General features: G+C 58.2%; 15 protein-coding genes. 1 reads left to right on the top strand and 14 read right to left on the bottom strand.

Features of this window, described 5'->3' with window-relative positions; all coding sequences use genetic code 11:
* The 3 genes from AC2CGI_RS03595 to AC2CGI_RS03585 form a co-directional block, all read right to left on the bottom strand.
* Positions 1–870 (bottom strand): hypothetical protein, encoded by an 870-nt coding sequence (locus AC2CGI_RS03595; protein WP_015378383.1) that lies wholly within the window; start codon positions 868–870, stop codon positions 1–3.
* 108 nt (positions 871–978) lie between these two features.
* Positions 979–1,554 carry a helix-turn-helix transcriptional regulator gene (locus tag AC2CGI_RS03590; protein ID WP_004935315.1) on the bottom strand — a complete coding sequence of 192 codons (576 nt, stop codon included), beginning with the start codon at positions 1,552–1,554 and terminating at the stop codon, positions 979–981.
* Between the two features lie 704 nt (positions 1,555–2,258).
* Positions 2,259–2,549: a hypothetical protein gene (locus tag AC2CGI_RS03585; protein WP_004935318.1), complete on the bottom strand. Its 291-nt coding sequence runs from the start codon at positions 2,547–2,549 to the stop codon at positions 2,259–2,261.
* A 245-nt stretch (positions 2,550–2,794) separates the two neighbouring features.
* Between AC2CGI_RS03585 and AC2CGI_RS03580 the strand changes: the two genes are divergently transcribed.
* Positions 2,795–3,022: a hypothetical protein gene (locus AC2CGI_RS03580; RefSeq protein WP_004935320.1), complete on the top strand. Its 228-nt coding sequence runs from the start codon at positions 2,795–2,797 to the stop codon at positions 3,020–3,022.
* A gap of 266 nt (positions 3,023–3,288) precedes the next feature.
* Here AC2CGI_RS03580 and AC2CGI_RS03575 read toward each other — a convergent pair whose 3' ends face one another.
* The 11 genes from AC2CGI_RS03575 to tssH all read right to left on the bottom strand — a co-directional run bounded on the left by AC2CGI_RS03575 (position 3,289) and on the right by tssH (position 19,839).
* A complete protein-coding gene (locus tag AC2CGI_RS03575) occupies positions 3,289–3,642 on the bottom strand; it encodes a DUF6277 family protein (RefSeq protein WP_033632662.1) in 354 nt (117 codons plus the stop codon).
* Between the two features lie 25 nt (positions 3,643–3,667).
* Positions 3,668–7,147 (bottom strand): type VI secretion system membrane subunit TssM, encoded by a 3,480-nt coding sequence (gene tssM, locus AC2CGI_RS03570; protein WP_031300672.1) that lies wholly within the window; start codon positions 7,145–7,147, stop codon positions 3,668–3,670.
* Positions 7,148–7,182: 35 nt separating this feature from the next.
* Positions 7,183–8,694: a type IVB secretion system protein IcmH/DotU gene (gene icmH, locus AC2CGI_RS03565; RefSeq protein ID WP_004935328.1), complete on the bottom strand. Its 1,512-nt coding sequence runs from the start codon at positions 8,692–8,694 to the stop codon at positions 7,183–7,185.
* The gene (gene tssK, locus AC2CGI_RS03560) at positions 8,691–10,049 is read right to left on the bottom strand and encodes a type VI secretion system baseplate subunit TssK (protein ID WP_044030911.1); all 1,359 of its coding nucleotides are present in this window, start codon (positions 10,047–10,049) and stop codon (positions 8,691–8,693) included. The genes icmH and tssK overlap by 4 nt, the downstream gene beginning before the upstream one ends.
* A 1-nt stretch (position 10,050) precedes the next feature.
* Complete coding sequence (locus AC2CGI_RS03555; protein WP_015378386.1) at positions 10,051–10,557, bottom strand: type VI secretion lipoprotein TssJ; 507 nt, start codon at positions 10,555–10,557, stop codon at positions 10,051–10,053.
* Between the two features lie 9 nt (positions 10,558–10,566).
* Positions 10,567–10,932 (bottom strand): PAAR-like domain-containing protein, encoded by a 366-nt coding sequence (locus tag AC2CGI_RS03550; RefSeq protein WP_004935338.1) that lies wholly within the window; start codon positions 10,930–10,932, stop codon positions 10,567–10,569.
* A 6-nt stretch (positions 10,933–10,938) separates the two neighbouring features.
* Positions 10,939–11,553, bottom strand: a complete 615-nt coding sequence (locus tag AC2CGI_RS03545; protein WP_021505818.1) for a DUF3540 domain-containing protein — start codon at positions 11,551–11,553, stop codon at positions 10,939–10,941.
* Positions 11,546–12,700, bottom strand: coding sequence for a pentapeptide repeat-containing protein (locus AC2CGI_RS03540; protein WP_226882927.1), 1,155 nt, complete (start codon positions 12,698–12,700; stop codon positions 11,546–11,548). Before AC2CGI_RS03540 ends, AC2CGI_RS03545 begins: the two co-directional genes overlap by 8 nt.
* Positions 12,690–14,915, bottom strand: coding sequence for a DUF2169 family type VI secretion system accessory protein (locus AC2CGI_RS03535; protein ID WP_015378388.1), 2,226 nt, complete (start codon positions 14,913–14,915; stop codon positions 12,690–12,692). The genes AC2CGI_RS03540 and AC2CGI_RS03535 overlap by 11 nt, the downstream gene beginning before the upstream one ends.
* Before the next feature lie 12 nt (positions 14,916–14,927).
* Positions 14,928–17,189 carry a type VI secretion system tip protein VgrG gene (gene vgrG / locus AC2CGI_RS03530; RefSeq protein WP_076740688.1) on the bottom strand — a complete coding sequence of 754 codons (2,262 nt, stop codon included), beginning with the start codon at positions 17,187–17,189 and terminating at the stop codon, positions 14,928–14,930.
* A 64-nt stretch (positions 17,190–17,253) separates the two neighbouring features.
* Positions 17,254–19,839 (bottom strand): type VI secretion system ATPase TssH, encoded by a 2,586-nt coding sequence (gene tssH / locus AC2CGI_RS03525; protein ID WP_076740687.1) that lies wholly within the window; start codon positions 19,837–19,839, stop codon positions 17,254–17,256.
* Positions 19,840–19,855 lie beyond the last annotated feature (16 nt).

Genomic DNA, 19,855 nt, shown 5'->3' with positions numbered 1-19,855 from the left:
TTAACGGCGATCCATGCGGCATACCCAAACCTCTTTCGGCATCAGCTCGCTTATCTTTTCTGAGTAATAACCGATCAGCATGTTGATGCGCTTTTCTGCAATGACCTCCGCCGCCTGAGCGCAAATCGACTTGTAAAAACCAATAGGGATCATCACTTTGCAACGGCTATGCAGGTGCCGACAAACGCCGATGGCCCAGGAAAAACACTCCCTGGAAGGATTGGAAATATCCAAAAGTTCGGCACACTCACTGGAACAGCCAATCACAGCGTAGAGATTGCCTTTATTGATATAATGAATTTTATGATACAGAGGATGTTTTTCAATATATTCAAATGCGCGATGATCTTTTTCTCGCCCCAGATTATTGATAAAACTGGCCTGCCGCGCTTGGCCACCCTCGGTAAAACGAAAGGCCATAAACTTATCAGGCTTTAAGGTTAATTCGACGAAGGGATAGATTTGCGTATTGGTGGTTAAATACTTTCTGAAAATCTTTTCATAAACCCTGATCTTCCTGTCATCGGAAAAGCAGATATCCGCCGCCACATCCGAACGCTTAGCCTGCAGGAAAAAATCTTTCAAGACGGTGGAAGATTTGACCTGACGGTGGATCCCAAGATCGCCAAGCATATTGACATTAAAAGACAATTTATTGATTTTAAAAGGATAAAAACTGGATACAAACATCCCGAGATAACGTTCTTGATCCTTGTAAAATATGCCCGTTTTTTCCATCGGCGCCCCACAATGCGGATCGAGCAAATGCTTCCAGTGCAGGAAACGCTCCCCGCCCAAATCTCTGCCATAAAGCTCCTGCAATAATTTGAAATGATTATGAGAAACCGCTTCCCTCACAAAGACAGCCATGTTTTATCTCCCTATAAAACCGATTCCATGCTAGGCGGAAATCAATAAAAGATGACCGCTCAGCGCCGTTGATAATACGGCGCCGGACCGTTCGCTTCCTTTCCCTGATTAACAAGAGTCGCTGTGCATTTTTAGCCAGCGCAAAAATTCAATATTATTATCGATGTTCAGTTTTCTCATGGCCGAACGTTTATGAATACTCACCGTTTTCGGGCTGATGCCGAGCAACATCGCCGTTTGGTTTTGTGAATAGCCCAAATGGATCAAACGGCACACTTTCCCCTCGCTAAAGGTCAGCTGGGTACGACAACGCGGGCAATAGCTTGAAACCAAACTATTTTTCTTGCGATAGCAGAACATGACCTTGTCCACGATCGCCGCCACGCTGTCTTTGCGCGTAATACTTCCGGCCTCCAAATTGCAATGAATTTTAGGGAATGTCTTTTTATGCTCCAATATTGAAAAATAGAGCGGAATAGAAGAAAAGTTGCCCTGCAAAAGCTGGGTATGGCAAAAATTTATGGACACCCGCTTGTCCGGCGCCCTGAATATGATGTTGGCACGTTCTTCTCCCGTGATCTTGGCCTTAATGCCATTCGTGAGAAAACCTTCTTGCAAGGCAAGACTCAACCCCAGCTTGAAGAATTGATTTTTATCCACAATAGCGATATTGACGCGCTCCATTAACAAACCTCCCTTTTGACTACGCTTGCTCACTCTCCTTACTGCAATATCATTGCTGTGATTATTTTTTGTTTTAACGTGCTTTTTAATAAAAAAGCGTTATAGGCGAAGCAAAAAAGACCTTGCCTCGCAAAAGTGCATTTTATATAGGGTTATATAAATCATCTGCCCTGGAGAGCATACAAAAGCAAGACGCGGTAAGCTGCCGCGCTTCGCAAGGGAAATTGTTATCGTAAGATATATTTATAAGGCATCATTGCCATCAGCATCACGGTGCTAAGATTTTTCTCTGATACGTTAATTTTACTCCAAGAGCGCAATATATCCAGATAAATATCGAAAAAACACATAATATAGAACATAACATTGCGCGACATTGATTGTTAAGAGAATCCGTTTATGCATTAGGAATTTACTTATGATAAAGGCAGGATAATGCTTTTTTCGTCCGTGGCGGTGGGGTCATCGCAGACCCTATTAAACAGAGTATAACCATATTCATTTTATTGTAAAAAAATTGCATAAAAAAAAGCTACACTTTATGGCAGTAAGTGATTCCCGCCCTTTCATGTAGACGGCAACAAAAAAGAAGAAGGCGAACCCATCGGCCGCCCGCGCAAGAAACGCCAGGTAGGATTAACGATTTTTCAGGAGTGATGCGCAGCGCAGAGAGATAACGCGGCATCGTTGACGAGCGGGATGAATTATATTTTTTTGATCCTCATCAGCTTTTTGGCCTCCAGGCAGGAAACCAATCCGAGGTGATCTTTTTTTAGCTGCTTGTCGCTCCCAAGAGGAAGAATGACTTTGAACGTTTGCAACTTACCGTGATTATTATAGATATCAAAGACTATCACCGGCGGGCCATAACCCAGGATCATGCAGTCTAAAAACCGCAAAACGGCGCACCCCAAGCGGCTCCTGGCCTCGCGGATAATTTTATCCGCAAGCTCATCATACCGGAAAGGTCTTTCCGGCGTCGTCAATACCTTCATAAGGTCTCCCTTCTGGTATATATCATTCCGATTTAAAATAATAACCTCATAAAACCGCCGCCGTTCAAGGCGAGTGAGATATAACAATCCAGACTTCGGCAATATATAATCTAACGATGCAAAATCAATCTAACAAAAAACACAATAGTATAAAAAAACAGCGCGAGTTTTATTGAAAAAATGACCTGATTTGCAATAATGAAATGGCCTGAAGTAAAGGGCTAACTGAAAAAGGAGTTTCAATCATGAAAGAACTATCCGCAGTAGAAATTGAACAAGTTAACGGTGCTGGTTTTTTTGGTGACGTAGGCACACTGATTGGCAGTGCGGTAGGTACAGGTATTGATACCATTTCCGCGATTGCCGGTGTTAACCCGGATGCCAAAACCGTTGTCGGCACCATCGGTAAAGGTATTGGTCTGGCTGTCGATGCGCTGATTTCCAGCGGATTGCAGATCATCTCTAAACTGTAATAACAACTCATAATCATCCCTTCCTATTTTTTAATTCGCTTCATTTTAAGCACCTTCGCGGGTGCTTTTTTTTTACTTCAAAGAATCAAAAAATAGATAAGGTCAGAAAAACCAATATCCAAAAAAACAGGCTGGGTATCACCATGATAAAAAAACCCATGCGTTTATTGGCGTTTTTGAGCATCCAGTCATAGATCATCGCAACACTCCTTGTGAATACCAGGAGGCATTTCCACCTCCCGGTATTTTATCCATCGAGTTTTTGATTACAGTTTCGGCACTTTGGAAAAGAAGTCCGCCATTTCGTGCGGGAACCCTTTCGCAATCGCCGGACGAAGATCGTCCATGGAAACATTAAAATCTTTCGGCTGCTCGCTCGTTTGCATTTTTTGGTGTGCGTTCACATTCGATTGCAGACCATTAAAAATGCCCTTCATATTGCCGAACATATCATCGCAAGATTTTGTCACATTACTCATGACCGACTTGGCCGCATCCGGCCCCGACATTTGAATATTGCTGACGCCTTGCATAAACGGTTGACTCAGCGACGATTGGGAGTTGGTGCCCAAATTGCCGCCGGCCTTCATGGTTTCTAAAATTTTGGCTGGATCTAACATGTTTATCACCTCTTTACGGTTGTGTTTACATCGCTTTCGGGCACGAGAATCCTCGCAACGCCCGTGACCAAAGTGGGAAATCTTTCATCGTCGAGCGCAATTCCAGTTTGAGCACGCCCACCACCGACGACATCGACATCGTCAGCTCTCGCCTGTCGCTGGCGAGCGGCACGGGATTGCTGGCGTCGAACATCCGGAACAAGGCCCAGGGCCCGTCGAAACTGGCGACCTGGATCTGGCCGGTGCCGGTGCGGAAGGTGAGTCGAACATAGCTGCCGCCTTTCGGGCCCGGCCAATCGATACGGGTAGGCTGGCTGAAGCCATGGCTGTAGTTAATCACCTGCCCATCGATATCCAGGGTCGCTTCCGTAATAGTCGGCGTCAGGGACAACGGCCTGATGAACATGGAGAAAGACAGCTTGTCGCCGGCGGTGAAGAAGGTATCGCGGATCAGGCGGGCATTTTCAAACGCGCCCAGCGTGCTGGCATTGACGATCCCCTCTGAACCCGGTTTGGCATTCCATTTCTGCGCGTTGACGTCCACATAAGGGGCCAGGTTCTCATCGAAGAACTGCTGCATCGCGCCGCTTTGGCCAAACATGCGCGAGAAGTCCTCGATGCCGACCTCCGCTCTGGCGTTGCGCGAGAACGGATAACGCCCGCTGATGCTGCTCTTGCACAAGCCGGAGGCCAGCGACGAAGCGCCTTTGCTCAGGTTCTTCTGGCTTTGCTGAATCGTCTGGCTGTCCCCGACCTGCAACAGATCCATCATCACGCTGCGCACCGGTTCCGGCTGGCGCGCCGCATCCAGCTGCAGGCGCTTCAGCGTGCCCCCGGCGGGCACCACCTGGCCGCCGCGCAGCGAGGTGGACAAGGTGGTCAACTGGCTGTACAGCGCTTCGAAACTGCGGCTCAGCGGATCGTTGCTGGCGTTGGTGGTCTGCAACAGCTGATAGCCCAGACGGCGCAGCAGCTCGAAGCGATCTTCCACCGCGCGCTCCGGCGTGAGACGAAAACGCGCGCGCTCGCCGGAAATCTCGCCCAGAATGTCGCGCCGCTGCTGCTCGATGCGGTTGCGCTGGCGATCGAACCAGCTTGCCGCATCGCCCTGGTTGGTGCCGGTCATGCTGGTTTCGCGCGCGGCGAAACGCACCAGATTGGCCAGTGGAGAAGAAGGATCGGACAGTTGACGCGCCAGGATCGCCGCATCCTCAAGCCCGTTGACCGGCCGGGCGCGCACGTCGCGCATGAACGCATCCCATTTGTCGGCATACTCGATGAGGTAAAGCTTCCTCGCCTCGTCGGCCAGCTTCTGCGCCGAGGCCAGCGAGTTCACCGCGTTTTTCCCTTCCCCACTGTCGCGCAGCACCCAGGACTCTTCTTCGATCATGTCCTTGGCGGCGTCATCGAGCTGCGCCAGGAAAACGTCGCGATAGCTGGCGCGGGTATAGAACCCCGGCACGGCGGTATCGGTGACCGTCGCCTGGCTCTTGCGGCGCAGCATCAAGGAGACGTTCGGTCCGGCGGCGTCGGCCAACGAAATATCGTTGATCGCCGCCGGCAGCGGTTTCTCTTCGATGCGGCGCACCACCCGCACCTGCATCGGAATGTTCATCGCTTTCACCCGCGCCAGGCGCAGCAGATCGCCGTTCATCTTCATGACCGGCGCGTCCGGCAAAGAGAACATCTCCCGCAGATGGTAAGCGAAGATGCCTTTGTTCATGTCGGTGTAACCCTGCGGCATAAAGGTTTCCCAGCGCGCCATGAACCAGTCGACCAAGGCTTCGGCGGAGCGATGCGAAGGTTCGCCCATCATCAGGTACACTTTCAGGGTGCCGTAGACGTCCTTGTTGGACGCCGAGACGTCATTCTTGAGTTCGTCCGCGATATAGTTTTCCACCGCCGGCCAGAAGATCTGCAGCAAATGGCGTTGGTAGGTTTTTTGCGCCGCGCTGTTGATCAGCTTGTGCTCGAAATAGGGATTCGGCACCGGCGACACTTCGCCGCCCAATTGCGCGTTCATGTAGCCCAGCTGCTCATAGGCGGAAATGACATCGTCGCTGACGCGGTTAGTCACCGGAATTTCCCGCACGATGCGTTTTGTCTCATCGAAGCGCGCCGCAATGTAGGAGATGTAATCGCTCTCCCACAGGTAACGCATCGCCAGCAGATTAAACGAGACCGCCAACAGAATGAGCACCAGCACATAGCGGCCCAGGGAGCTCATGCGGCTGCCGAGCGGCCTGGCGTGCGAAGACTGCTGCATCACCCCGCGTTCTTGCCGGGCGTAATCCAGCTCCGGGTGATAAATGCGCCCGGTCGGGCGAGCTTCATAGATATCCGCCGCTTCCGCGTTGTAGATCGCCCCCTGCGGCGACAAGGCGATGGTGCTGCCCAGCCACACCTGCTGCAGATGGCAGGCGTAGCCCACCGGCGTTTGCGGGAAGATCTGCTCTAACAGGGAATACAGCGGGTTGCCCAGCGACCCCAGCGACTCGGTGAAGAACAGCAGCTGCTGGCGGTTTTGGCCGTCCGGCGCATCGTGCAACAGTTCGAGCACGTGATGGCTGACGCGCGCCACCATCTCCCGGTAGAGGGTTTCATACTGTTCGAAGGGGGTTTCTCCCTGTTCGGCGCGGTTCAGGCTGAACCCCATGCCTTTTTGCAACAGATCGTCGCCCAGCATCGACAGGAAGGTCTCGCCGCCGACCAGTTGATCGAGGTGGCTGATGGTAAGATAGACCGGCAGCTCGCTGCGGAACCACGAGGCCATCTCCAGCAGGCGCACGCGCAGCGCGTCGGCGACCGACTTTCTCTCCGTCAGCGAGGCGTGCAGCAACCAACGCGCATCAAGACACAGCATGATGCCGTCGATGCCCGGATGGCGGCGATGGCGGCGGATCAGTTTGAACAGGGTGTCGCGCGCCCTGGCGCCCTCTTCCCCCAGACCGTTCAACTGCAGCCATTCGCCGGAAGTGTCGACATACACCGAATTCTCCGCCAGCCACCAGTTGCAATCCTGGGTCGGCCCGACGTCCACCGTCTGCTGCAGGCCATAGTGCTCGGCCAGCAAGAAGCGTTCGCCGCTTTCGCCGATCAGCGAGGTTTTGCCGCTGCCCGGCGGCCCGATGACCAGAAACCACGGCTTTTCGCTGACGTAACGGCGCGTCAGGCGGTATTTGAAGCGCTGCCAGGGGGTGCGCTGCTTCGCCGTGCCGACGTACTGCAAGGTGCGCAAAGCGTCGTAAAAGCGCGAGGTCACGCGATCTCGCTGGGCGGTCTTGCGTTTGGCCGGGGCCGGCGCTCGCGCGTGGCGGAACACCCAGGATAAGAACGTCGCCACGAACGGCCACAGCGCCCAGCACAGGATCAGCGCGATGATGATGCCCCTGACCCAGACCGACAGCAGCGGCCGATAGGTGCCGATGGCGATCAACGGCCCAATCCACCACACCACCGCACACAGCAGCAAGGCAATCACCAATATGAATGATCTACGTATCATATAATTTCCTTATTATCTCTACGCCGGCGGATGTCTTAGTTATCCTCGGGGACCTCGGCGGCTACCCCTGCCTGATTTAACGTTGCAGACGGTGAAGCCATCTCCCTCTCGCCGATTTTCCAAAGGATGTCCACGCGGCGGTTGCGGCGGCGCCCTTCTTCCGTCGCGTTGTCGTCCAGCGGCTCCTGATCGCCCTTGCCGACCGAGGTCACGGTGCGGTTGTATTTACTGTTGGCCAAGGATTCGCGCAGCTTGTCGGCGACCGTCTGCGCGCGCGCCTCGGACAGTTTCAGGTTGGAGTTGTTGGAGGTGTTGCGATACGGTTTGTTGTCGGTATGCCCGATGACCTCCAGATCGCCCGGCCACGGCGCCAGCGCTTCCCCCAAACGCTCGATGTTGCGTTTCTTTTTAAACTCTTCCGACAGCTTCGACTGCCCGGTGGCGAATGCGCCGTCGGAGGTGAAGATCAACAGCCAGCCGCGCGGATCGGCGCGCACCTCCAGCCACCCTTCGCTGAGGATTTGCGGCAGCGGCTGCGGCAGCGTCTCCATGATGTTGATTTTGCGCGGCTGCGGCGGTGTCCAGGCCAAAATGGCGTTGCGCAGCGCGCGGGACTGATCGTGCAGATACCAGGCGGCCGAGGCATACGCCAGCAGCGCGATGGCCAGACCGTAGCACAGCAGCTTCAGCGGCGTGATGCGGGTCGCCTTGCGCACCACTTTGCTCGGCTCGGCATCGGCCAGCGTCTGCGTCGGGTTCTGGCTATACAGATAGCCGTCAAGACGGTTGCGCACATCGGCCAACAACACCGCGCCGCGTTCCATCACGTGATATTGCCCTTCGAAGCCCAGCGACAGGATCAGATCGTAAAACGCCAGGATCTCCTTGTTGCGCGGCGAGGCGGCCAGATAGGCTTGCAGATGCTCGAAGCACTTTTCCCCGCCCCAGGCGTCGCGATAAAACTCCACCAGCAGGCTGAGATTCAGTTCGCCGGATTCGAGCGTGCTCATGCAGCACTCATCCACGTAGGAGCACAGCAGATAGGCCAGTTTGTCCACATCGCTCGGCGCGATGTGATCCGCCAGCAGCGTCTGCTGAAATTGTTGGATCTCACGCACGATCTGCGCGCGCACCGCGCCCGGATTCAGCTGTTTCTGATCGCGCACCCGCTCCACCTGCAGCAGGACCGGGATGGCGGCGGCGATCAGCGGGTTGTCCCAATGGCCCATCATCACGCCGGGCTTGCTCAGCGCGGCGCGGCCAAACAGCCCGCTCGAGGTCGGCGCCGCCTCGGCCGGGCGCTCGCCCGGCGCGGGCTCGCTGCTTTCCGGCGCAACGCTTTCCGCTTCATAAGGCTTGGGTTCGGGGGGCGTCGCCACCCCGGCGCTTCCCGGCCGCAGCTTGGCGGCCAGCGCCCGCGCGCCGAAGGACAGCGCGGCGATCTCCGCCGTCGTTTTGCCCACCGAGCCGGACGCGGGAAGGCGCGGCGTCGCGTTGTTGCGCGTTACCGCCATCGCCTCGCGTATTTTTCTCTCGAATTCGTTCATCCCACCCTCCCTTGCCTTAATCCCCAGACGTCAAAACGCAGGTCGGGGAAATCACCCACGATGCTGAGCGCCATCGCCGAGCCGGCCATCATTTCCTTATAAATCGGGTCGGCATGATCAACCTCGAAATAGATGCTGTTCGGGTAATACGGTATGTGCCGCGGCGGCGAAGCCATCGGCAACAAGCGAGCGCCCGGCAATTGCAGATCGATCAGCTGAATGATTTTCTCGACCGGCCCCAGTTTGACCTGTGCGGGGAAATACGAGCGCAGATGCTCGATGGACAAACCGCAGCTGACGGCGAACACCAGTTTTTCCAGGCGCAGCTGCGAGTCGTTCGGGCACAGATAAATGCTGTCGCCGCGATCGGTAAACGGCAACGCCACCGCCGGCGCTTCGATCACCAGCGACAGCGCGCGGCGAATCGAGGCGAACAGCTGGAAGTAGCAGTTGTGCGGCTCATCGTGCAGATACACCAAATCGGCCCGATCCCAGAGGCGTTCGCCGCCGGGAATGATGCTGAGCCGCCCCAGCAGGCTCAGCAACGTGTCGAACAGGGTTTCAGGATGCACCTGCGGGCTGGCCAGCAGTTGGCTGATGCGCAAATTGAACTCGCTCAAGGTTTGCAGCAACAGCAGTTCCAGCAGCTCGGAAAGCCCGCCGATCGTCATATGCACGTCCGGGCGAAAAACCGACTCCAGACGCTGGCTGATCAGCCCAAGCAATTCGGTGGTGAAAGCGGGCAGCCAGCCGATGGCGCGGAAATCCAGCATCGGCGGCAAGGCGCGCTCATCCAGCAGCACCCGACGGTCGCTGGTCAGCTCGCGCACGAAACCGACCGGCAGCACGCTTTCCGCGCTGCTGACCGCGTCCTCCAGGCTTAGCCGCGTCACCAGGCTGCCCAGTTGCATCGTGCACACGCGCGGCGTTCCCTCCAGGCTGACGCCGTGGTTGCGATCCGGCACCTCGGCGTCCATGGTGCGAAAACGGCTGCTTTTTCGCGCATCCTGGATAAGATCGATCTGGGCGTTGCCGGCGATGTCCATCAGCACGGACAGGCACACCACTTTCCCCTGGCAGCCTTCTCCCAGCACCAGCGGCGGCGGCAGCGGAATATCCTCAGGCATGCTGAACGCCGTGCCGTCGGGGAAAACGCCCTTGGCTTTCTTCAGCGCAAACTTGCCCTGTTCCAATAGCCCGTTGTCGATCTCCAGCGTCAGGAACCCCCAGGTGAAGGTTTCGACGCTGCGCAAGCGCGCTTCAATCAAGTGCTCGAAAAAACGTTCCTGCTGCTGGAAATGCTGCGGTTCCATCAACATGCCTTCTACCCAGGCGACGCGTTGTTTAGGTAACATGTCATTCATCCATTTTGTCGTTAGTCACTATGCTGAGTGACGTCATCCCCACCATCACCTTCATTTGCGAATCAGCCTGCGCAGGGGACTTTTGCTCGGCGAGCGGCAACACGCCGCTGATTTGCTGAAACTCCGCCCCGACGACGACCCATCGCTCTTGCCCCGCCGGCACCTCGAAGCGATAACGCAACGTCTCCCTCGGTTGCAAAATGCTCTGGTGCCGGCTCAGCGCCCCTTCCGACGGCGCCGTCTCGCGGCAAGGAGCACCGTCGCCAATCCCCTCGGGCATCCACCCCGAGCGATTGGTTTCTATCACGCACACCTTGACCGGCTGCGCCTCCCCGGCGGCATTCGGGTTCACGTTGTCGTTGGCGGTCACCTCGACGTCGATAAACCGCAACCGGCGCCCCGCATCCGCAGCCTCATCATGAGAAAACCAGCTGCATCCGCCGAGCATCCCCACCGCCAACAGTCCCCCTGTCGCCATCCCCCGGAGCGTTTTCACCATGCTAAACTCCTATGCATTAACGAAACATTTGGTCTGGCTGGGCGCGACCTGAGTGGCAACCATGTTGTTATTGTTCGTCGTGCTGGAATCGCCTAGCCGCGTGACCGGCATGCCGCCGGTGAAATACTTGCCCGATCCCTGCACCGGCTGCATCTGGGCCGAATGCGTCCCGGAGGCGGCGCCGATCACCCCGCCCGAATCGACGGTGGCCGCGCGAATGCTGCCGAGGTTCTGTTCATTGCCGCCGCAAAGGAAACAGTTAGGCACGTTCGGTATGCCGGTGTTGTTGGGCGCGGTGTTCGGGCCCGGCACCGGTATCATCGGGTCACAGCCGGCAAAGCTGATCCCGGCCATGTTGTTATTGGCTGCAGTCATGGTGGTTTACCCCATATGTATCTGGCCGCCGTCGATCTTCAGCACCGCCGAAGACTTCAGAGAACCAATTTCACTGTTGATGACGAGGGATTGCCGCGCATCCTGAATGATGTGCTTCGCCAGCACCTCGTCGGTTTCCTCCACCCGCCGGCTCGCGTGCTTGCTGCGCACAAACAGGCGTTGAGAGATTTGGTGCAGCGTTTCGGCCACCCAACGGCTGCTGCGCGTCAGCAGCGTGAAGTGCGGGCTGCGCAGCGTCAGCCGCTTGCCGCCCTGCAGCTCGATCTCCGGCGCCACGATGCGCAAGTTGGCGCAGCGGCTGTCCAGCGTCATGACGGCGTGCGCCTGTTGCCGCGACAAGATCTCGGTAATGACCAACTTGTCGCCGTCGGCGATGACGCAAACGCGATCGCCCGCCAGCGGCTGAACCAGGCAGCTGGTGGCGACCGCCAGACAATGGGCGCGCATGCCGTCGACATACAGACTGCCGTTGGCGTCGGCCGCCAGCGTCACCACCTTGCGCCCCCCTTGTTCGGGAAGCGGAGCGCTGCGCACCAACTGCAAAGGCGTCACCCTGGCGTTGGCATAGACCTTCTGATGCTCTCTTCTGGATTTATACATATCTGCTTACTCCTGTTGGCCGTTGATACGACGGTTGCCGCGGCCCCGGTTGTTGATGCGCATACCAGGCGTCGATCGCACTCAAGAACGGATCGGCGGTAAGCGGCACGTTTTCGGCGCGATGACGCTGCGCGCCATGCAGGCGAGCACTCTGTTGCTGAGCGGCGGTCAACGGCTGTTCGATCAGGTTCGCTTCCCGCAGTTCGGCCTGCTCAAGATTGGCTAACGCCAGATCGCACGCCCTGAATTCCGCTTGCGGCAAGATGGCGCGCCCCCAGTTGGCGCCATTCATCGCGCATTCGCTGAACCGGGCCTTCTGCCCCTGCGCCAGGGTCAGCGTCGCGCGTTCGAAATCGCAGCGCTGTACCTGCGCTTCGGCGAAGATCGCCGAGGTCAGATCGCTGTCGGCGAACGAACACCCCTCCAGCTCGCTGCGGTGAAAACTGGCGCCCTGCAGCTGTAGCTGCGCCAAAGTGCAGCCCGACAGGCGGCAGGTGAACCAGATGCGCGCCTGCCCCGCGATCGTCTGCCAGCTGCACGTCTCCAGCTGACAACTGCCCATCACCTGACGATCCAGGGTCGACGCCTGCCACAGGCACTGCGTGAGTTGGCAGGCGTACCAGTTGGCGTCCTGTATCACGTCCTGGTGAAACATCAGGTTGGTCAGGGTGCTGGACTGCACCGCCAGATGCCCCAGGCTGCTGCGTTCAATTTCCGCGCCGTTGACCTCGCACCGGATCAAACCGCAGTCATCCAGCAGACAATCGCCGACGTAACACCCCTGCAGCGCGGTGTCGTTACACGCCAAATTGCACAGCAGCCCCTGTTGCAGCGTCAGGTTGTCAAACCGGCATTCGTTGAACGACAGGCGCATCAGGCTGCCACCGACCACGTTGACCTGCTGCAGGGTGCAGCCCTCAAAGCGCACCGCCCGCAAATCACAGCCTTCAAACGTGACGCGTTCGAAATGACAGTCGATGAAAAAGCAGTCGCTCAGCGTCAACCCTTTCAGCTCGCGATCGTGGAACCGGCGTTTCTTGAAGATCCGCGGCATGGGCGGCGTCTGCGCCACCGCCTGGGCGACCTCCAGTTCGATCGCCTCTCGGTCAGGCAGCGCCTGTTGAATCACGCGGCTTTCAGTTTTCATGCGCATAGTCCCCATGAATGATTCTGCGCGGCACCCAACACGCACGCTCCAGCAGACAACCGCTGAACCGCGTGCCGGCGTCCTGCCAGGTCATCGCCAGATGCGCCGCCGCCAGATTGCACTGGTCAAATGCCGCATCGCGCAGATCGGCGTTATAAAACAGGCCTTGCTGAGCGCTGCTGTTTTGCCAACGTGAGTGCGTCAACAGGCTGTCTTTAAACCGCACGCCGGCCAGATCGCAGCCGGCGATCGCGCAGGCCGTCAGATCGGCCTCGTCAAAGTTGCATTCAGTGAAAACGCTGTACTGCAGTTGGCACCTCTCCATACGCGCCGCTTTCAATCCCACTTTGGTGAAACAGCTATCGCTGAACACGGCGTGGGAAAAGTTCGCCTGCATGCCCGCCGTCAGGCTCTCGACACGGCAGCGTTCGAACCGCACGCCGCGCCAGTTGCCGCCAAGGAACGAGTTTTTGGTGAGCGTCATCTCCAGCGCAACCGCCTCTTCGGCGAGGCAGCGGTTAAACACGCACGCGTCCAGCTCGCCTTGCAGAAACTGCGCGCGGATCAGCGTTGCGCCATTAAACATGCCGTTGCCGATCGCCGCGTGTTCAAAGCGGCTCGCGGTGAAATCGCCCCGCTCGAAAACGCAGTTATCCAGCTTCACGTGGTCGGCGCGCAGGCCTTGCCCCTGAGGCTCCGCCAGCGTCACCCGTTCGAAGACCGCCTCTTGCCACACGCTTTCCGCCAGCAACGGCTTTTGCAGCGTGCACGAGATCATGCGGATCTGGCGCAGCGCCGCCTGCGTCAGGTTGACCCCATCAAAAACGCAGTTTTCGAAGGTGCAGTTCTCAAAAGAAGCCTGCGAGAAATCGCAGCGCTCAAAGCGGCACTGCAGAAAATGCCTGCCCGACAGCGCCTCGCAGCGCAAACCGCTGAAGGTCTTTCCTTCCACGGTCGCGCTATCGGGGAAAAACGCGTCATTGCCGTCTTCGGCGGGAAGATCCGGCAAATCGGGCAGCGTCACGGAAGCCGGCTCCGCCGACGTTTGTTGCTGGTGCAAGGCGATCGCCTCGCGGATGCGTCGATAGAACACGGCGGAATCGCCCAGAGAGGTGGGCGACGGATCGTAACGCAAGTCGCTGGGGTGATCCGACACCGCCTGGATGACGTTCAACCCCATCTCCGCCGGCATCAGATCCGGATCAAACAGAAACTCAAAGGGCGAGGCGTCATCGTCGCTGCGCTTGCGGAATACCTGTTGGAAATAGTCGAACGAGCGCGGCGCATCGCAGCGATCCAACGCCAGCATGACGGACTCGATGGACTCGTCCAGCAGATGCGTCAACGGCGCATTGCCGGTGAAGATAAGCAAAGCGATGTCGCTGTCGGGCAGGAACCACAGCGTTTTGCGCTGCAGCTCGATTTCCTCGAGGCTGTCGCTATCGTGACGGCGGATGAACGCCCGTCCGCGCACCGCCGGCAGCTCGCCGCGAATCGCCTCGCTTTGCGCGCCGACGCCCTGCAGCTCGAAGGGCACCCGATCCGGCCACGCCGCTTCCGGCAACCACTGCGCCGGCGGCGCCATCTGGAAATAACGCCGATCGATATTGGCCGGCAGCCCGGGGAATACCGTCTCGAGATAGGCTTTGCCGGCGATCTGGCCCGCCACCTTATCGATGTGCGCCTTGCGCAGCGCAAACTCGTGCGGCACCGGCGCCGGCGCCGCCAGCGGAGAGCGCTCCTGCGCGGTCCCCTCGGCGGACAGCGTCATCAGCAGCGGCCGCAGCCCGTCATTGCAGCCGCGGCCAAACGGGTTCTCCTTGTTGTCTTTGCCGCCCCAGGTGGAGGTGTGATCCAGCGGCACGCTGAGGAAGGGTTCCACCTCCATCGCGCCGCGCCGTCCTTCGCCCTCGACCCGCCAACGGCGCTTCAGCCCGCCGATGTCGGCGCTGACATTCAGCGTTTTCACCGGCTGACCGATGCCGGCATGGCCGGCGATCAGGTATTCGGCGAACGGCTTCGGCTCGGCAACATCCAATATCGGCAGGCTGAGCGGCACGCGCTTCCACGCCTCCCAGATTTCGGCTTCGTTCACGAAGTGTTCAGGCCGGGACAGGTAGCATCCGGCCACGACGCTGATGCCGAGCCGGCTGTCTGTCCCGATCTGGTAACTTCCTTTAATCGCCACCAATTGCTGTGGCCGTATGATTCTCATTGCCGCGCCTCGTTAGTTTTTGCTTTGCATCCCGACTTTTTTCAAATCGACGCCGGTCTCGGACAGTGACGCGCCGGTATAGCTGATCGACACCCCTGTCGTGCTGGTGCTGCTGCCGGTATTGCTGACGCTGCTGCCGGTATTGCTGACGCTGCTGCCGGTGCTGCTGACGCTGCTGCCGGTGGTGCCGACGCTGCTGCCGGTGGTGCTCACGCTGCTGCCGGTGGTGCTGATGCTGCAGCCGGTGGTGCTGGTCGACGATCCGGTGGTGCTGATGCTGCAGCCGGTGGTGCTGGTCGACGATCCGGTGGTGCTGACGCTGACGCCGGTAAAGCTGGTGCTGCTGCCGGTCTGGCTGGTGCTGACCGTGGTGTAGCTGTTGCTTTCGCCGGTCATGCTGTTGCTGATGCTGGTGAAGGAGTTGCTTTCGCCGGTCATCGAGTTTGATACGCCGGTGCAGCTGGTGCTCTGCCCGGTGAACGAGGTGCTCAGCCCGGTGAACGAAGTGCTCACGCCGGTAAATGACGTGCTCACGCCGGTGAACGAGGTGCTGACGCCGGTGAACGAGGTGCTCACGCCGGTGGCGGTGAGGCTGACGCCGGTCATCGACGCGCTGACGCCTTTAATCGAGGCGTCAAACCCGGTAATGCTGAAGACGTAATCCTTGTAAGAGACGTGGTTGGTGAACCAGTCCGTAAAGGTGCGGCGGATGATGTCGAACTTGTCCATTCCCACCTCGGTGGCCTGGTTGCGCTCCACCGTGGTTTGCAGATCGCGTTCGGCATGCAGCATGACGCGTTCGTTGTTGCGGTTGTCATCGAAGGTCAACTGGCTGGCATGCTGCGGCTTGCCGAAGCGCAGCGAACGCGACACCATGCCCGAGTAGTTGATGTATTCAGGTAACTGATAAGGCGGCGGGTTGTCGCCGTTATACACAATCCCGGTCACCATCGGACGATCGAGATCGCCGTCGACATAGGTCACCAGCACTTCCTGGCCGACGCGCGGCATGGCGATCACGCCCCAGCCTTTCCCCGCCCAGGCCTGCACCACGCGGATCCAGCAAGAGCTGTCTTCCTCGGTGGTTTTGTAGCGATCCCAGTGGAAATGCACGCGGATGCGCGCAAATTTGTCGGTATGCACTTCGGAGTTGGGCGCGCCGACCACGGTGGCGCTCTGGATGCCCGGCATCTGCGGTTTTGGCGTTTCGCGCAGCGGGCGGAACGGCACGTCGTCGTTCAACGCATTGAAACGGCAGGTGACGTTGCGGCCGTCGCTGCTGCTGTCCGGGCCGTCTTGCACGAACACATAGTCGCAACGGGTCAGCTTGAAGCGGCGGTTGCGGTTGGCGTCCGGGTGCAAAATCAAGGAGAAATCCTTGCCGGCCATCAGCCCGACGGCGTTGCTCTCGCCAAACAGCAGATGGCCGTCGCTTTGCATTTCTTCCAGGCGCAGCCGCGCCAGGCTTTCACCGCGTTCGGTATCCACATAACCCGCCGCGTAGTCGTACCACTCCAGCGGGGTGTTCTGCAGGCCGAGGCGGCTCTCTTCCACCTTGGTTTGCAGGTTCTTGCGCGGGTTCTGGAAGTCAAAGTCGCGCAGCACGATTTCATTCGGGCGCACTTTGCGGGAGCGCTGGATGCGCTGGATCCCTTCGCGGATGGCGCGGTTTTCTTCGCTGTCCGGCATGAACGGCAACACGGCGTAACCGAAATCCAGATCGTCGAAATTCTGCCGGTCGGTGATCACCAGCGTGTGTTTATCCTCGGCGTGATCGAAGTAATACCAGATGCCTTCGTCTTCCAGCAGGCGGCTGATAAACGCGAAATCCGTTTCGGAAAACTGCACGCAATATTCACGCGTCGGATAAGTGCCTTGAATATCCAGACGGTAGTCGGCAAAACCGTAGCGCGAGAAGATTTGCTCGATGATGTCGAGCACGTTCAAATCCTGGAAAATGCGGCTGTTGCGGTTTTGCATCAAAAACCACAGCCAGGTGCTCAGCTCCAGCTTATAAACGAACTTATCCTGATGCTGCCCCGAATCGGAGGCGCCGATCACGTAAGCGTAAAACGGCCGCGCGCCGAAATCCGGCCTTTCTATTTGAATGCTGATCCCTTGACCCAGCAGAGATTCATAATCAACGTCCGCCTGTTCACATTCGAATTCGAGCGTATATTGCGAGTTGCTCGACAACCCTTCTTTGGTGGTGAAGCTGAGTGGAAACGCATTTAATTCGGCTAACACCGGGTTATCAATTTCGATTAAAGGCATAACAACCTCTCTGATCCGATATCGAACCCCGCCCCGCGTTTACGGGCCGGCGGCAAATTAAAAATCAGTCGAAATAAACACTTAAACTATCGTTCTCGACCATGAGTTGGATATTCTGCAGTTCCTGTCCCGTCCGTTTGCGCTGCAGCACTTCATTGCTGATGGGCGGCAAAATCGCCTGCTGCAGCAGCGACTCGACCGCTCTGCCGCGCGAAGGATGGGCGCTGATGCGTTTGGCTATCCAGCCTGGAATGTCGCCTTCCAGCACCAGCGACACGCCCACTTCTTTGTGCAAACGCTGTTGTAAACGCGAAATCTGTTTGGTGGCGATATGGGTTATCGCTTCGGTAGAAAGCGGCACGTAGGGAATGACGTTCATGCGCGCCAACAGCGCCGCCGGGAAGAAGCGCGCCAGCACGTCGTGCAGCATCGGCCGCAGCGCTTCGGTTTTCAGATCCGGCGTTTCCGCCAGCGTCGCTTCTATTTCGCCGGCGCCGATATTGCTCGTCATTAAAATGAAACACTGGCGGAAGCTGATCATGCGGCCCTCACCGTCTTCCATCACGCCCTTGTCGAAGACTTGATAAAACGCCTCGTGGATATCGGGATGCGCCTTGTCGAATTCGTCGAGCAAGACGATGGAATAAGGTTTGCGGCGCACCGCCTCCGTCAACTTGCCGCCCTTGCCGTAGCCGACATAGCCCGGCGGCGCCCCTTTCAGGGTGGAAACGGTATGCGATTCCTGAAACTCGCTCATATTGAAGACGATCAGGTTGTGCGCGCCGCCGTACATCGCCTCCGCCAGCGCAAACGCGGTCTCCGTTTTGCCGACGCCACTCGGGCCGGACAGCATGAAAACGCCCAATGGCCGATCGTGCGCCTGAATGCCGGCGCGGGAGATGCGCACCGCCTGCGCGATTTCATCGATCGCCGTCTGCTGGCCGAATATCTGGCGGCTCAGCAGTTGATTGAGATTGAGCGCATTGTCCAGATCGCTTTGCAGCATGCGGCCGGTGGGGATGCCGGTCCAATCCGACAACACCTCCGCCACGACGCGGTCATCCACCCACGGATACACCAACGGCAGGCCGTCGTCTTGCAAGGCTCCCAGCTCGGAGGCCAACTGCGGCAAGCGCTCCGGCGACTGCCGCTCCGCGTCGAGCAAGGTGGTGACCGCCTGTTGCTCCTGCGCCTGCCGCTGACGCAGCGCAGCCAGTTCGCCTTCCATATCGCTGAGGGTCTGCTGCAATTCAGTGATGCGGCTGAGCGCCAGATCGTCGAATTTGCTTTCCTCCTGCAGGCCGTTCATTTCGGTGCGCTTCACCGCCAACCCGGCCTCGAGCGACTCGATTTTTTCAGGCAGCGCATGCTGGCTCAGCGCCACCCGCGCGCAGGCGGTGTCCAGCAAGCTGATGGCTTTGTCCGGCAGTTGCCGCGACGGCAGATGGCGCAGCGACAAATGCACCGCCGCCTGCAGCGCCGACTCGCGGATCTTGACGCTGTGGTGCTGCGCAAAATGCGGGGCGATGGCGCGCATCATGTTCACCGCATTCTCTTCGTCGGGTTCAGAAACCAACACGTACTGGAAACGGCGCGTCAGCGCGGCGTCCGGCTCGATAAACTGTTTGTATTCCGACCAGGTGGTCGCCGCCACCATGCGCAGCGCCCCCCTGGCCAGCATCGGTTTCAACAGGTTGACGGCGTCGCCGGTGCCGGCCTGCCCGCCGGCGCCCACCAGCGTATGCGCCTCGTCGCAAAACAGGATCACCGGCACCGCCGAATGCGCGATGGCGTCGATCAGCGCTTTCAGGCGCGATTCGAATTCGCCCCTCATGCTCGCCCCGGCCTGCATGCGCCCCAGATCCAAAGACAGCAGCCGGGCGCCCTGCAGCAGCGGCGGCACCTGCCCCTGGGCTATCTTGCAGGCCAGCGCTTCCGCCACCGCCGTTTTGCCGACCCCGGCTTCGCCCACCAAAATCGGGTTGTTCTGCCGGCGACGCAGCAAGATGTCGATCACCTGGCGCAGCTCCGCTTCGCGGCCAATCACCGGATCGATTTCACCGTCGCGCGCCTGGCGGGTCAGATCGGCGCACCATTTATCGAGAATATCGACCGTCTCGGACGTCTCCGGCGCATCGCCGTGGGCGCTGTAGACCTCTTCTTCCTCTTCCTCATGCTCGACGGACTCCGCCAGAATCGCCGGATAATCGTCGAACAGCTGCGGGATCGGCAGTTTTTTGAACTCGTCGCTCAGCCGGTACAGGCTGCGCTGCAACGTGGGATCCTGCAGAATGCCGACCAGGATATGAATGGTGCGCACCCCGCCGGACGGCGTTTCGGCGAGCTGGCTCATCAGCAGCCCTCTTTCCACCACCGTTTCCAGTTGCGTCGACAGATCCACCACCGCATTCGTGCGGTTAGGCAAGGTATGAAGAATGCGATCCAACGCATCGCTGATGCGCTGACTGTTGATGGCGTAGTGCGCCAGGATCAGCGGCAGGTCGCCGCGCTCCTTGTCCACCAGGACTTTCAGCCAGTGTTCCAGCTCCACATATTCGTGCCTGAAGGTTCGGCACAGCTTGGTCGCTTCGACGAACGACTGATAGGCAAAGTGGCCCAATCGCGAAAAAAGACGTTCTCGTTGATACACCTTAAATTTCCTTATA

The organism is Serratia sp. LSHTC3 (genome assembly GCF_057197125.1).
This window is presented reverse-complemented; position numbering and strand designations above follow the sequence as displayed.